This window comes from Acetobacterium sp., assembly GCF_030652775.1.
In the GTDB taxonomy this organism is placed as follows: domain Bacteria; phylum Bacillota; class Clostridia; order Eubacteriales; family Eubacteriaceae; genus Acetobacterium.
This window is the reverse complement of record NZ_JAUSPS010000094.1, coordinates 17,131-31,784: the sequence shown is the minus strand read 5'-3', so window position 1 is coordinate 31,784 and position 14,654 is coordinate 17,131. Positions and strand designations below refer to the sequence as shown.

Annotated in this window: 12 protein-coding genes, 1 riboswitch and 1 other annotated feature; of the genes, 11 read left to right on the top strand and 1 reads right to left on the bottom strand. The window is 42.6% G+C overall.

What is annotated here, in order from left to right; genetic code table 11:
• From uvrC to Q7J41_RS16415, 6 genes are all read left to right on the top strand, one after another.
• The coding region (uvrC, locus tag Q7J41_RS16440) for an excinuclease ABC subunit UvrC (RefSeq protein WP_304889526.1) at window positions 1-1,388 on the top strand (1,388 nt) is incomplete at its 5' end.
• Between the two features lie 86 nt (window positions 1,389-1,474).
• Entirely contained in the window at window positions 1,475-2,437 is a 963-nt protein-coding gene (hprK, locus tag Q7J41_RS16435) for an HPr(Ser) kinase/phosphatase (protein WP_304889525.1), read from the top strand.
• A 68-nt stretch (window positions 2,438-2,505) separates the two neighbouring features.
• Window positions 2,506-3,273: a phosphatase gene (locus tag Q7J41_RS16430; RefSeq protein ID WP_304889524.1), complete on the top strand. Its 768-nt coding sequence runs from the start codon at window positions 2,506-2,508 to the stop codon at window positions 3,271-3,273.
• A gap of 72 nt (window positions 3,274-3,345) precedes the next feature.
• A complete protein-coding gene (locus Q7J41_RS16425) occupies window positions 3,346-4,224 on the top strand; it encodes a DegV family protein (RefSeq protein ID WP_304889523.1) in 879 nt (292 codons plus the stop codon).
• 74 nt (window positions 4,225-4,298) lie between these two features.
• Entirely contained in the window at window positions 4,299-5,369 is a 1,071-nt protein-coding gene (prfA, locus tag Q7J41_RS16420; RefSeq protein ID WP_304889522.1) for a peptide chain release factor 1, read from the top strand.
• Window positions 5,370-5,650: 281 nt separating this feature from the next.
• A complete protein-coding gene (locus tag Q7J41_RS16415; protein WP_304889521.1) occupies window positions 5,651-6,040 on the top strand; it encodes a 4Fe-4S binding protein in 390 nt (129 codons plus the stop codon).
• Window positions 6,041-6,164: 124 nt separating this feature from the next.
• Here Q7J41_RS16415 and Q7J41_RS16410 read toward each other — a convergent pair whose 3' ends face one another.
• A complete protein-coding gene (locus Q7J41_RS16410; RefSeq protein ID WP_304889520.1) occupies window positions 6,165-7,559 on the bottom strand; it encodes a glycine--tRNA ligase in 1,395 nt (464 codons plus the stop codon).
• A 70-nt stretch (window positions 7,560-7,629) separates the two neighbouring features.
• Window positions 7,630-7,845: a binding site (T-box leader), on the bottom strand.
• Window positions 7,846-8,255: 410 nt separating this feature from the next.
• Between Q7J41_RS16410 and Q7J41_RS16405 the strand changes: the two genes are divergently transcribed.
• The 5 genes from Q7J41_RS16405 to Q7J41_RS16385 all read left to right on the top strand — a co-directional run bounded on the left by Q7J41_RS16405 (window position 8,256) and on the right by Q7J41_RS16385 (window position 14,504).
• Entirely contained in the window at window positions 8,256-9,992 is a 1,737-nt protein-coding gene (locus tag Q7J41_RS16405; RefSeq protein ID WP_304889519.1) for a Na/Pi cotransporter family protein, read from the top strand.
• A 132-nt stretch (window positions 9,993-10,124) separates the two neighbouring features.
• A riboswitch (cyclic di-GMP riboswitch) is annotated at window positions 10,125-10,209 on the top strand.
• 388 nt (window positions 10,210-10,597) lie between these two features.
• Entirely contained in the window at window positions 10,598-12,073 is a 1,476-nt protein-coding gene (locus tag Q7J41_RS16400; protein WP_304889518.1) for a flagellar hook-length control protein FliK, read from the top strand.
• Between the two features lie 12 nt (window positions 12,074-12,085).
• Window positions 12,086-12,499 (top strand): flagellar hook assembly protein FlgD, encoded by a 414-nt coding sequence (locus Q7J41_RS16395; protein ID WP_304889517.1) that lies wholly within the window; start codon window positions 12,086-12,088, stop codon window positions 12,497-12,499.
• Between the two features lie 30 nt (window positions 12,500-12,529).
• On the top strand, window positions 12,530-12,937 hold the full coding sequence (locus Q7J41_RS16390; protein WP_304889516.1) for a TIGR02530 family flagellar biosynthesis protein: 408 nt from the start codon (window positions 12,530-12,532) through the stop codon (window positions 12,935-12,937).
• 73 nt (window positions 12,938-13,010) lie between these two features.
• Window positions 13,011-14,504: a flagellar hook-basal body complex protein gene (locus tag Q7J41_RS16385; protein WP_304889515.1), complete on the top strand. Its 1,494-nt coding sequence runs from the start codon at window positions 13,011-13,013 to the stop codon at window positions 14,502-14,504.
• Window positions 14,505-14,654: the final 150 nt, after the last annotated feature.

Sequence of the window (14,654 nt, the reverse complement as noted above, 5' to 3'; positions counted from 1 at the left end):
AAACATGTAACCGTCAGGTTGTTTATGGAAAAAAGACCGGTCGACCCTGTCTGAACTATCATATTGGCCAGTGCCAGGCGCCCTGTCAGGGAAATGTGTCCAAAGAAAAGTACGCCAAAGATATCCAGTCAATTCTGGATATTTTAAATGGTCGGCATCCGGATCTGCTTAAAAACCTGAACGACAAAATGACGGCTGCCGCAATAAACCAGAATTATGAAGAGGCGGCTAAATACCGGGATCAGATTTCCGGTATCCAGCATATCATTGAAAAACAGAAAATCAGCTCCAGTACCAAACAGGATCAGGACTTTATTGGTTTTGCCGAGAGTAACGATCTCGGTTGTGTTCAGGTTTTTCATGTCCGGGAAGGCAAACTGATGGGTCGGGACCATTTTTTTCTCGAAGCGATTGGGGATGTCAGTCACCGCGAAGTGCTGGAAAGTTTTGTTAAACAGTATTATGCCAGCTGCGGGTTTATCCCCCGGGAAATTATCTTAAAGGAAGCCCTGGAAGATAAAAAAGTCATTGAAGAATGGCTGGGGGAACTGGCTGGTAAAAAAATCGAAGTCCATTCACCGCAACGGGGGCAGAAGATAAAAATGCTGGAAATGGTGGCGGATAACGCTGATCTGGCTCTGAAACAGCAATTGCTGGAAAAAAGAGAAAAAGAAATCCGTTCTAAAAGCCGATTGGACGGACTGCAGGAGTTGTTGGGCATGACCCAGCGCCCCAATCGCATTGAAGCCTATGACATTTCCAATATCAGCGGCACCAATAACGTTGGTGGAATGGTGGTTTTCGATGATGGAAAACTGAACCGGAAAGCTTGCCGCCGCTTTAAAATCAAGTCGGTTGAAGGTCAGAACGATTATGCCAGCATGCAGGAAATGATTTTCAGACGGATGGAACGAGCCATGAAAACCCATGAGGGCAATAATTTTTTGCCCTTACCGGAGATCATGATGATCGATGGTGGCGTCGGCCATGTGAATGCCGCAGAGAGTATTGTTTCCTTATATCCGGTTGACATTGAGGTGTGCGGACTGGTTAAAGATGACCGCCACCGGCTGCGGGGGATTTTTCACAAGGGCACCGAATACCCGATCAAAAAAGCAACCCCCCTGGGTGTCTTTCTGTTCGAAATTTCCGAAGAGGTTCATCGCTACACTCTGGGATACCACCAGATTTTAAGAAAAAAAGAAATGTTGGCCTCCCAACTGGAGGAAATTCCTGGCGTCGGCAAAAAAAGACGAGAAGCCCTGATGGCTCACTTTGGCCAGGTCGATAAAATAAAAAAAGCCACCCTGGAAGAACTGCTGTCAGCCCCTGGGATGCAGGTGAAAACAGCCCAGGCGGTCTTTGATTTTTTTAATAAGAAGATATAAAAATACTTTTATCAATGGAAACTTTGAGGTAGAATAACTTGAGTAAACTAATTAGTAGTAAATCAATGAAAAGAGATAAAAAGAGAATGAATGGTATAGTAAGTTTAGATGATTTTTGTAGAGAAATCAAACTTGAAAAAATTTATTATAAGTCAACGGAACTGAACCTGGGAAACAGCGGGATCAATCGCCCGGGGCTGCAGCTCCATGGTTATTATGAGCATTTTGATTCCAAACGGGTTCAGGTGATTGGCAAGGTGGAAGTTGCCTATTTGCTGGATCTGGATCCGGAAGTACGAAAACAGAAAATCGATGACTTTTTTTCTTATGAATTCCCCTGTTTTATTGTATGTTGGGATCTGGACGAGACGCATCTGTTTGAAGAAGCGGCGCAAAAATATGAACGAACCCTGTTAAAGAGTAAAGAACACACGACCACGCTGTTTTATGATCTGGTTAATTATATCGATCAACTGTCAGCCCCGCGGATCAGTTTACACGGGGTACTGGTCGAGGTTTTTGGAGTCGGGGTGCTGATTACCGGCCCGAGTGGCATTGGCAAAAGCGAAACCGCGTTGGAAATTGTCAAACGCGGCCACTGTCTGATCGCCGATGATGTCGTTGAAGTCAAACGGATTCGGGACGGCCACTTGATGGGAACAGCCCCGGTACTGCTTGAACATTTTATGGAAATCCGGGGAATCGGGATCATTGATGTTAAAACCCTTTATGGAGCCAGAGCCGTCAAAAGAGATGTGGAAATAGATATGGTGATCCGCCTGGAAAATTGGGATGAGCGATCACCCTATGATCGGTTGGGTCTGGATGAACAAACCCTGGATATATTAGGAATTGAAGTTCCGGAAGTAATGATTCCGGTTTCCGGCGGACGAAACCTGGCTTGCATCATCGAAACCGCCGCCATCAATAATCGTACCAAACAATATGGTTATCATTCAGCCCAGGTTTTTTGTGATCGGGTTGCCCATCAAAACGATCTGGAAGTTCAGAAACGGGAAGAAAAGAAAAAGCAGGATGATGCGAAGTAGGCGGGTAGCGAAACAACCAAAAGATATTTTGTAAATACCAGTCAACAGAGAAGAAAAGAGAATAAGAAATGAGAAATTATGTTTTAGATGCCCATACCCATACCCTGGCTTGCGGACATGCCTACAATACTATCCAGGAATTAGTCGCAGCTGCCGCTCGAAAAAATCTGGAGATGATCTGTATAACTGAACATGGACCGGCCTTACCGGGAGCACCCACGCCCTTGTTTTTTGCTAATTATAGGGTGATCCCCGGAAAAATAAATAATGTCAAAGTACTTAAAGGAATTGAGAGTAATATCATGGATACCGACGGAAATACCGATATTCCCATGGACTTTATCAATTCGCTGGAAATTATATCGGCATCGCTGCACACACCAACCTTTAAACCCCGGACAAAAGCCATTAATACCAGCGCCGTATTGGGAGCCATTGCAAATCCTGATGTCGATTTTATCTGCCATCTGGGCAATCCCACCTACGAACTTGATTATGAGGCGATCCTTCAGGATGCTAAAAAGCACAATACCTTGATTGAAATCAACAATGGTTCCTTTTTTATCCGAAAAGGTTCCAAGCCTAACTGCGAATGGATCGCCAATCGCTGCAAAGAGCTGGAGATTCCCATTATTATTGGCAGCGACACCCATTTTGCCACAGACATTGGTGATTTCCCCTACGTCGACAAGGTTTTGGATGCCATTGACTTTCCGGACGAACTAATTGTTAACCTGGATACCAAAAGGCTGATTGATTATCTGGAAAGCAAAGGTCGGGTACTGTTTGCTGATCCTCGGGGATATGCCCAAGAATTGTTTTTGAAAAACGACTAAACTGTGATAAAATAATAATTTGAATAAATGCTTAAAATGAATGCCTAAATCAAGTGGGAAAGGACATAAAGTATGACGATAAAAATCATCACCGATTCTGCCTGTGACATCCTGGACACCGATCAACAAAAACTTGATATTGAGATCATGCCGGTTTACGTCGTCGAAAATGAAACGACCTACCGCGATGGGATTGAGATATCATCTGAAGTGGTTTGTGACAACATGCGAAAAGGGGTGCGCTATAAAACATCGCAGATTCCCTATGGGGATTTTTATAAACGGTTTGAAGAACTGATCTCCGAAAATCAGCCATTTATTTATCTGTCTTTTTCCAGCGGTCTGTCCGGTACCTATCAGGCAGCGGCATTGGCAGAACGGGATTTAAAAGAAAAATATCCCGAGGCGATCTTTAAAGTCGTTGATACCAAAGCGGTATGCTATGGTCTGGGGCACATTGTTTATGGCGCCGCCCAAGCCGCTGCTAAGGGCTGCAGCATGGACGAGTTGATGAAATGGATCAATTATTATATCGATCATGTCAAACATGTTTTTACAGTCACCGATCTGCAATACCTGTATCGGGGTGGCCGACTGAATAAGGGAACAGCCATTATCGGTAATATGCTGAACATTAATCCCCTGCTTGAAGTCAGTCAGTCCGGCGAACTGCAACAAATTGACAAAGTCAGAGGCGAAAAAAAGCTGATCAAAAAAATGGTCGATTATCTGGAAACAAACGGTGCCCAGATCAATCAGCAAACCATTGGCATCAGTCATGCCGATAACCTGGAACTGGTGGAACTGTTTGTAAAAATGGCGGGAAAGCGATTTGGTACCGACCGCTTTAAAGTAGTCCCCCTGGGCTCGACGGTTTTAACCCATTCCGGACCGGGAACCCTGGCCGTCTTTTTTTTCGACGAATGGAAAGAAGCTTTTCAGTTCGAATAGCGTCAAAAAGCCATTAAAGCAACCACATTTGGATTTATAATTTTACGAAGAGTGATTAAGAAATAAGGAGTATTATGTTAGATAAGTTAGATTTTTTAGCAGCAAAATATGCTGAATTAAATGAAAAGATCAGTGATCCCGAGATTATCAGCGATCAGAACCAATGGCGAAAGCTGATGAAAGAACAGTCCCACATCGAACCGATCATTCAAAAATACAATGAATTTTCCGATACCTTGTCAGCGATTGATGACACCAAAGAGATGCTGGAAGATAAACAACTGGAAAAAGATTTCAAAGAAATGGCCGAAGCTGAGCTGGACGAGTTGACAAAAAAACGGGTGGAACAGGAAGAGGAGTTGCGAGTTCTGCTGCTTCCCAAGGATGTCAATGATGATAAAAACGTTATTGTCGAAATCCGAGCTGGCGCCGGCGGTAGCGAGGCGGCCTTATTTGCTGGAGAGCTCTTCAGAATGCTGACCCGCTACGCCGAACGGCAGGGCTGGAAAAGTGAAATCATGAGTTCCAGTATTCCCGATATTGGGGGGATCAAGGAAATTATTTTTGCCATAGAAGGTACTGGCGTTTACAGTCGGCTGAAATATGAAAGCGGCGTTCATCGGGTGCAGCGGATTCCCAGCACCGAATCCGGCGGTCGGATCCATACCTCGACTGCCACGGTAGCGGTTCTGCCGGAAGCCGAAGATGTCGAAATTGAAATTGGCGCCAATGACCTGCGAGTTGATGTTTACCGGTCATCCGGAAACGGCGGACAAAGTGTCAACACCACTGACTCCGCAGTGCGGATTACCCATATCCCCACCGGCATGGTGGTAACCTGCCAGGATGAAAAATCCCAGCTGAAAAATAAAGATAAGGCTCTGAAAATTCTAAAAGCCAGACTTTATGAAATAGAACAGCAGAAACAACAAAGTGAAATTGCCGAAAATCGAAAAAGTCAAGTCGGCACCGGAGACCGCAGTGAACGGATCCGAACCTATAATTTCCCGCAGGGCCGAATCTCCGATCACCGCATCAATATGACTGTCTATCAACTGGAAGCCTTCCTGGACGGCGATATCGATGAAATGATCAATGCTCTGGTCACCAGCGACCAGACTGAAAAACTGAAACAGCATTCTTAAAGATAAAAAAAGCTTTCCTAATTAAGGAGAGCTTTTTTGATGAGAATTTTTTCGCAGGGAATTAATTGATAAAAATTTAACCTTGTTTAGAAAGAGTACTGGCAAAGAGCTGTAATATTTTATCAGTAGGAAGCCCATAAACGACGCAGAGTAAGAAATGCCTATAAATATTCCGGATTAGGTTGACAAGTATTCACTTTATCAGTAGAATGAAAATCAGTTGTTAAAATTTAAACATAAATTTGATCTGAAGATCAAATTGTCCTTAAGGAGGAGTAACAATGAAAAAAGTAATTGTAGCCGATCAGGCAGCATGTGTTAATTGTTTGACATGTGAATTAGTATGTTCAACCGCATTCTACAAAGAACCCGTTTCAGCATTGTCATGTGTTAAAATCACCGAAAAAGAAGATGGCAGCATCAAAACTTTGGTATGTGTCCAATGTGGTAAATGTGCAAAAGCATGTGAAGCTGGTGCCATCACTCAAAACGCTAAAGGTGTTTTCATGATCAGCAAAAAACTATGTGTAAACTGCGGAAAATGCGTCGAAGCATGTCCATTTGGTGTCCTGGTTAAATCAGAAGACCGCGATGTTCCTTCAAAATGTATCTCTTGCGGTATCTGTGTCGAAGCATGTCCTCAAGACGTATTGGCGATTAAAGAATCCTAATCAGTCACATTGCAATCGATAATTAATTAAATTTGTCACTCAAAAACGTCCCCTGTTCGAAAATTTTCGAACAGGGGACGTTTTTTTGTAATGACAATTGTCGGTACTGCATAGTAGTAATATTTTAAAAATCGATCCGTTTAGAAATATAATCAACCACTTCAGCGATCGGAACCCGTACCTGATCCATGGTGTCACGGTCTCGCAGAGTAACGCATTCGTCGTCCAGGGTGTCAAAATCGACGGTGACGCAGAAAGGTGTGCCGATTTCGTCCTGGCGGCGGTAACGCTTGCCGATGCTGCCGGCTTCATCATATTCAATCATAAAGTGCTTGGACAGCAGGGTGGAAATTTCGACGGCCTTATCACTTAATTTTTTAGAAAGTGGTAAAACGGCCGCCTTATAAGCGGATAGAAAGGGATGGATCCGCATGACGCTTCGCTCTTCGGTTTTATCGCCGTTGGTAATCGTTTCTTTTTCCATGGCATTGCACAGGAAAGCCAGGAAAACCCGATCGGCACCCAGCGAGGGTTCAATACAGTAAGGGATGTATTTTTCATTGGTGACCGGATCGGTGTATTTCATGTCTTTTCCAGAATGGTTCTGGTGCTGGGTTAAGTCGAAATCGGTACGGTCGGCAATGCCCCAAAGTTCGCCCCAACCAAATGGGAAGCGGAATTCCACGTCAGTGGTAGCATTACTATAGTGGGAAAGTTCTTCCTGGTCATGATCCCGGAAGCGGATGTTTTCGTCCTTCATTCCCAGGTCAAACAGCCATTTTTTGCAGAATGCCTTCCAGTAATCAAACCATTCTAGATCAGTACCTGGGGCACAGAAGAATTCTAGCTCCATTTGTTCAAATTCTCGGATTCTGAAGATAAAGTTACCAGGTGTAATCTCATTACGGAAGGATTTACCAACTTGAGCAATCCCAAAAGGTACTTTTTTACGGGTGGTTCGCTGGACATTCTTGAAATTGACAAAAATACCTTGAGCGGTTTCCGGTCGCAGGTAGATTTCACTGGCGGTATCTTCATTAACGCCCTGGAAGGTTTTAAACATCAGATTAAATTGTCGGATGTCGGTAAAATCCATTTTTCCACATTCAGGACAGACGATATGATGTTCCTCAATAAAAGCCTTCATTTCTTCATTGGACCAGGCGTCGACAATGACGTCCTCACCCTTTTCAAAATAGTAATCGGCAATCAGTTTATCAGCTCGAAAGCGGGACTGACAGGCTTTGCAATCCATCAGCGGATCGTTAAAGCCACCGACATGTCCGGAAGCAACCCAGGTTTTTGGGTTCATCAGGATGGCGGCATCGAGACCCACATTAAAGGGAGATTCCTGAACGAACTTTTTCCACCAGGCTTTCTTAACGTTGTTTTTCATTTCAACACCCAGGGGGCCGTAATCCCAACTGTTGGCAAGACCGTCGTATATTTCTGAACCTGGGAAGACAATTCCCCTCATTTTTGCAAGACTGACAATTTCAGCCATCGTAAATTCTGACATTTTTTTCCTCCTGATAAATAGTGTAATTAATAGCATAATGCTAAATAAAAAAACCGCCCCTTGTAACAATACAAGGGACGGTATAACCGCGGTTCCACCCAAGTTGTCTGCCATTAACAGCAAACCACCTTACTTATTTAACGAATTTCACGTCAACCACCTGAAGAGTTAATGGTGGCTGCAGCTCCAAAAGTGCCATTCATAGAGTTTGATTACAGATCTTCCACCAGCATCTGTTCGCTTTAAATCATTGACCCACTGAGTATTCTTTTCTCAACGCTTTTAATATTAAATTTTAAACTAAGATGAAGAATATCAAAAACGAGCCTTTATGTCAACCCAAACTTTATATTTGTTTGAAATTTGTTTGAAGTACAATAAAAAAAAATGAAAAACGAAGGAATCATCACGATAACCCAGGTTGACAATAAATAACTCAAAAAATACAAAACTAATAAATGAAAAGGAAATAAATAAAAAAAAGGTACTCATTTGTATTGGTTAATGTTAAAATCATGTTAAATTATGAAATGCAACTGATAGCTTGAGATAAAATGTTACCCGAGTGAACGATATGAACGAGTGAACGATTAGTCGCATCACGGGCTGATCTTTAGTTTTGCGGGTTGATATGTGTTTTTGTTTTATCGACTGAATAGATGTTGTTTGAATTAATATGTATTTTTGGAGGAAAGAATGACGTTAGAAATGCTGATTGGTCTCTTTGGAGGCTTGGGATTATTTATTTTTGGAATGCATATGATGAGCGAAGGCTTAAAAACAGTTGCTGGAACAAAAATGAAAAAACTATTGGAAGTTTTAACCAACAATAAGATCAAGGCGATTTTAGTAGGAACAGTGGTAACCATGATTGTCCAGAGTTCCAGCACCACAACGGTTATGGTTGTCGGTTTTGTCAATGCGGCGCTGATGACACTAACCCAGGCGGCCGGTGTTATTTTAGGGGCAAACATTGGAACCACCGTGACCGCCCAGCTGATTGCATTTAATGTAACTGAGTTGGCACCACTTTTTATTGGATTTGGCGCTTTAATTACACTTTTCAGCACCAGGAAAAGAAACCGGGACTTCGGTAGTATTGTTCTTGGCTTTGGCATCTTATTTTTCGGAATTGCCGCCATGTCAACAGCAATGGAGCCGCTACGGGAAAGTGAAGACTTTATTTATCTGCTGTCGAACTATGGAAAGAATCCGCTGTTAGGGGTGCTGATCGGAACGCTGATCACCGGTATTATTCAAAGCAGTAGTGCATCCATTGGTTTGCTTCAGGCACTGGCACTTTCAGGGGTGTTTGCCAGCATCGGTGGAACCGGAGCGATTCAAATCTGTATCCCGATATTGATTGGGACAAATATTGGAACTTGCGTGACGGCGCTTATTTCTTGCATCGGAACGTCGACAACAGCAAAAAAAGCAGCGTTTATTCATCTTTTTGTTAATGTATTTGGAGCTGTTTGGGTGATGCTGTTCTTAGTTAGCATGGACAGCGCCATAACGGTTAATCCCATTTATGAATTTATTGTGAGCATTTCAGGTACATTTATCAGCAGCAGCGGTGAAGTGGTTCCAAACGTGGCAAGACAGATTGCGATGGCTCATACCATTTTTAATGTCGCCAACACGATTGTCTTGTTTCCGCTGATTGGCTATTTTGTCACTTTTCTGGACCGGGTTTATCCCGAAAAGGAGGAAGATAAAGGGCTGCAGTTGGATGATCGAATGCTCAATAATCCATCCATTGCGTTGGGGCAGGTTGTCAGAGAAACAAACCGTTTGGCTGATATGAGTTTTAAGAATTTCAAAGTGGCCTGTGAATCTATCATGGATGGAAATGAAAAGCTGGTCGAAGAAATCGTCAAACGGGAAGAACGTATTGATGAATTTCAACAGGGAATTGTCGAATATTCGGTTAAACTTTCCAATGAAAACATGTCAGAAGCAGAAAATGACCGCCTGGCCTTTGTCTTAAAAGGAAGTCATGACCTCGAGCGAATTGGCGATCATGCCATGAATATTGGTGAGTTGGCTGAAATGCGGGCTTCTAATAAAATAGTCTTTAGTGATATTGCAAATCAGGAAGTGTTGAATTTAATCAGTTTAACTACCAATACGCTTAGAGATATGGTAGAATTAATGGAGAATGATGAGACCGCTTTATGCTATCAAATCCTCGACAAAGAAGAAGAAATAGATGAGATGACAGAGAAATTGAAAGATGATCACATCCGCCGCCTCAACGAAGGAGTCTGTAATCCCTATGCGGGAGTCATATTTCTGGATTTGTTAACAAACATTGAACGGGTCGGTGACCATGCTTCAAACATTGCTCAGGGGATTCTGGGACTGAAGCTTCATCAGGGACTCATTACCCAGAGTGAATTTGATAATGAAATAATGACAGAACGAGCATAAAAAAAGATTTGAAATTGAAGTCTAACTGATCCTTGTAAATACACTGCTAAACCGTTGTATTTACAAGGGTTTCTCTTAAGGAAAGGAATATTTCCATTGACAGTTGATGTGAATTAAAGTAATATTATAATAACAGAATATTAGCATACTTGTCGAAAGATAAGGGCGCAAAACTACAGGGTCTAAATACAGCGGTACATGACTGCCAGTTGCAAACTATGAGGTTATTACCATAATAAGCAGCGGCATTGTCGTTGCATTTTTTTTACTTTAATATGCCAGAACAGAATTTAGTGAAATGAGATAAAAAAGCCAAAATAAAAACCATAAATGAGTTGTATAGTATCAGAGTATTAGGATATAATAATTACATCTTTGTGTTTTTAAGAAAAAATTTTTTAGAGTAACAATTATTGTATTAAACAAGAGTTTTCTTAAATTCAATTTAATTTGCAATGAGGATGTTTAATAAGATCTTTTTCGTTAATATAATGATTATATCAGTCCATTCGACTGTTATATAAATAGGACAATTTAATTGTTCCGATTATTTCTGCGACAAGTATGTCGGGGTGAATAATCAAATTTACGAAGGGAGGTAGGCAATGAATTTAGAATTACAATCGACTGGAAAGTCGACAATGAACGGGTTGCGAGGGATCAATGCAAAAACAGAGACTTCAGCAACTTGTCAGTCAAAAAGTCATGAAAGAAGTGCCCAATTCAGAGATTTGCTGGATCAGTCCAAACAGGATATCAAACAGGCGGATCATCATTTGGAGAAAGCCCGGGAAAACCGGCGGGAGTCCAAGTCAATTGCGGAAAGTAATCGACGAGAAGATAACCAGAGATCACCAAAAGACATTGAAGTTAAGTTAGACAATGGCCAGCAGGCTGAAGAACCTGTAACCGAGGAGCTGAACAATGATAAAAGACTGGAAAACAGTTCTTTACCAACACTCGATGCGGCTCAACTGATTGGCATCCAGAGTTTTCAGGGAGGTATTGAAACAGCTCTGACACGGCTTAACCTGAAATTGGGTCTTGAAGAAAACAAAGAGCCAGAAGGTTTAACCGTTCAAGCACAAGTTATCGAGCTGACGGATATGGATAACCAATCACAAAGTATGCCTGTTTTAGAGAGCATCCCACAGTTTGATGAGACGGTTAATGATGAGGTTCAGGTTTTACAGCAAAACATCGGCATCGTGGAAAATGAAGAAGTTGAAAGTTTATCGGGATTATTAAAAAATTCTGGTTCCGAGCTGGCGGCGACCGAGGATGTAAGCGATGAAGTTAATTTTTCGCAGGAGTTGGTTAACCAGACACGTGCAGATGATGATCCAGAATCCCAGATTTCTGGTGGCGTCAGACAAATGAATGAGGATCAAACCGTAGCCGATAAATCAGAAACGCTTATTAATGCGATTGGTGGCACTGATTCGACAAAAGAGCAGAGTTCCGAACAAACAAAGGTTATTGAAGTTCAGGCAAACTCATTAAATCAAACCGAAGACCAGAATCCTGGTGAAAAAGGTGTTCAAGAGATCAATGTGACCAGCATCAACACCGACAAAGGCCCAGAAGTTCAACCAAACGCTAAGGTTGCGGTCGCTCAACAGGTAGAACAGAAAATTCTACAGAATTTTGAGCCCAACAAGCCAATGGTGTTACAGATGACACTATCGCCGGATAATTTAGGTGATATTGATATCAAGCTGAGCTATGATCAGGGAAAGCTGATTATCGATATAACCGCAGTCAGTCAGGAAACCCAGAATCTGTTAGGCAAACAAATCAATCTATTGGTGAGAGGCTTAGCGCTGCAAAATGTTCAAGTGGAAACAGTGCATTTAAATACACCAGTGGAACAGAGTAGCGACAGTCAGGATGCCACGTTTATGAACAATAGCGGTTCTGATCCCAATCAAAACCAGAATCAGACCCTCTTAAGAGAACGGTTTATCAAGAATAGTGGGGTATTAAACAGTATTTTAACAAGCAGTGACGAAGATGAGTCAGTAATGATTCCCCAGAATCTGCAAAACTACACAAACCATAAAGTAAATTATTTGATATAAGGAGGCAAAGACATGGCAATTAATTCGATTAATACATTAGATGCCACAGCGGCAGCTACAACTCAGACAACCAAGCCAGCAGCGAAAACATCCCTGGATATGGATGACTTTTTAAAACTGATGGTCGCTCAGCTGCAAAATCAGGATATGAATAATACCGCTGATACCTCAGAGTACACCTCGCAAATGGCTCAGTTTTCGATGGTACAGGCATTAACGGATTTAACTGAACTCTCAAAAACGACCTACGGTCTCAGTATGATTGGTAAAGAAGTTACCTTGGCCGAAACCAAGTCTGATGGGACATTAAATGTTATCACTGGAACCGTGGAAGGCGTCAATCTTTATAATGGCGATGCCCAAATTATCGTCAATGGCGTGAACTACCCCATGAGCAGTGTAATGGAAGTAGGCCAGGCGAAATAATTAAAAGACTTTGAAAGCTGAGGTGAGAAAATGGCTGATGGAATCAATGGCAATTATTATCGGCTAAATGATGCGATCATTCGACAAACCGAAAAACTTAATAATGCCAATCAAAACCAAACTGTTAATGATACACTAAAAACCGAAACAAGTTTCAAGGATCTGCTTGATCAACAAATAAAGAATACCGTCACCTTTACTAAGCATGCCAGCATCAGAAAAGAACAGCGAAATATTGAAGTGTCTGACAATGACTTGGAAAAATTGGGGGATGCCTGTGACAAAGCCCAGGAAAAAGGGATTGGCAATGCCTTGATCATGATGGATAATTCGGCATTTATTGTGAATGCAGCAGATAAACGGGTTATCACCGTAATGGACAAAAACGAAATGAAAAATAAACTATTCAATGATATTGATGGTGCCGTATTTATATAGTTGGACCTCTGTGAGGAAACTATAAAGCTTTGACCGATTGATAAGCTTTAGGCGGCACAGAAAGGATTTAAAAATGATCAGATCTTTATATTCAGGAATTTCCGGGATGGCAGCCCATCAAACCAAATTAAACGTAATTGGGAACAATATTTCCAATGTTAATACTTACGGCTTTAAAGCCAGCCGCGTTGTCTTCAGTGATGTGCTATATCAGAATTTATCAACCGCTACCGCAGCAACTGCTACCACTGGCGGTACTAACGCCAGTCAGCTGGGTTACGGAGCCAAGGTTGGGAGTATTGATATGCTTAATACCATCTCTTCCGGGGCTACCACCGGTCGAGCATTGGATGTCTATATCGCCGGGGAAGGTTATTTAGCCGTGCAGCCCGAAGCGGGAAGCAACCGCTATACCCGGGTTGGTAATTTAAAATTTGATGCTACCGGTAACTTAACTGATGGTGGCGGCAGCAAGGTGATGGGGATACCGATTGATGCGGATGGCAATCCCATTTTGAACCCGGATGGGACATTGGCAATTGACGAATTAAAAGCGATCAATGTACCGGCGGAAGAACTGGAAAAATACACCGGCATTACAATTGGTAAATCGGGTGAGATTACCGGGATCAAAGCTGGGGATCCCACCTTTACAAAGGCGGCAGGAATCGGCTGGTTAAATTCATTAACGGTTCCAGCGGATTCGAATTACACCGGAAATGTTCAAGTGGCAATTGGCCAGATGGTGCTTCCTGATGAGACCGCAACTGGCTATGTTGAAGGCTTGTTGAATGTTCCGCCAACGGCAGATATAGTGGGGACGTTTAGGTTAGCCAAAATAAGTGGCGTCTATTCATTGGAGACTGGTATCACAAAGAAAGACACTGCCGTAGCGCTAGATAGCCCAGCCGGGAATTACGGAACCCCGACTGTCTCGGCATCCGGTATTTTAACCTTTGCTAATCTGCCGGGTCTAAGAATTGATACAACTAAGGTTAACGCTGATGATGCGACATGGGCAGGAGGAGTAGATATTGGTGCCATTAAAGCAGATGATACTGATCCGTTGCAAGTAGTTGCAACGGTAACAAACCAGGGAGGTGTTGTTGAATATCTTAAAACACCAACAGGCTGGGATCCTACTGATCCAGGTACAAGCATCGAGTTAACTAGCACATCTCCCTTAGGTGGGAAAATAACACTGGAATTGGCGGGAGCGTTACCAGCTGTTCTGGAAAACACCACCATCGGTAAAATCGAAGCCGGCAGTGATAAACCAGTCACCTTAGGCTACCTGGCCATCGCCAAATTTGCCAACACCGATGGCTTGCTCCAGGACGGCAACGGTTACTTTATGGAATCAGCCAACTCAGGCCAAGCGATTGCCTCAAAAGCCGGAACTAACGGCACCGGCGGCACCGAGTCAGCCAATCTGGAAATGTCAAATGTTGATCTTTCCCAGGAATTTACCGACATGATTATTGCCCAACGTGGTTTTCAGGCAAACTCCCGAATTATCACTGTTTCGGATTCCATTTTGGAAGAATTGATTAATTTAAAAAGATAGTTTATAGTAAACTCAGAAAGTTCACCCGAAGGAGAAAACTCCTTCGGGTAGAACTTTTTATCATGGCCATTCACCAAATGGGTGGTGCACCCATTTGGTGAATGGCTGTTAACTGACTTTGAAGATGAAAATTACTTCTGTTTAGGCGAG

Excerpts from the sequence above, each read along its gene's own strand:
- hprK (WP_304889525.1), top strand. The coding sequence starts at position 1,475 with ATGAATGGTATAGTAAGTTTAGATGATTTTTGTAGAGAAATCAAACTT.
- Q7J41_RS16430 (WP_304889524.1), top strand. The coding sequence starts at position 2,506 with ATGAGAAATTATGTTTTAGATGCCCATACCCATACCCTGGCTTGCGGA.
- Q7J41_RS16425 (WP_304889523.1), top strand. The coding sequence starts at position 3,346 with ATGACGATAAAAATCATCACCGATTCTGCCTGTGACATCCTGGACACC.
- prfA (WP_304889522.1), top strand. The coding sequence starts at position 4,299 with ATGTTAGATAAGTTAGATTTTTTAGCAGCAAAATATGCTGAATTAAAT.
- Q7J41_RS16415 (WP_304889521.1), top strand. The coding sequence starts at position 5,651 with ATGAAAAAAGTAATTGTAGCCGATCAGGCAGCATGTGTTAATTGTTTG.
- Q7J41_RS16410 (WP_304889520.1), bottom strand. The coding sequence starts at position 7,559 with ATGTCAGAATTTACGATGGCTGAAATTGTCAGTCTTGCAAAAATGAGG.
- Q7J41_RS16405 (WP_304889519.1), top strand. The coding sequence starts at position 8,256 with ATGACGTTAGAAATGCTGATTGGTCTCTTTGGAGGCTTGGGATTATTT.
- Q7J41_RS16400 (WP_304889518.1), top strand. The coding sequence starts at position 10,598 with ATGAATTTAGAATTACAATCGACTGGAAAGTCGACAATGAACGGGTTG.
- Q7J41_RS16395 (WP_304889517.1), top strand. The coding sequence starts at position 12,086 with ATGGCAATTAATTCGATTAATACATTAGATGCCACAGCGGCAGCTACA.
- Q7J41_RS16390 (WP_304889516.1), top strand. The coding sequence starts at position 12,530 with ATGGCTGATGGAATCAATGGCAATTATTATCGGCTAAATGATGCGATC.
- Q7J41_RS16385 (WP_304889515.1), top strand. The coding sequence starts at position 13,011 with ATGATCAGATCTTTATATTCAGGAATTTCCGGGATGGCAGCCCATCAA.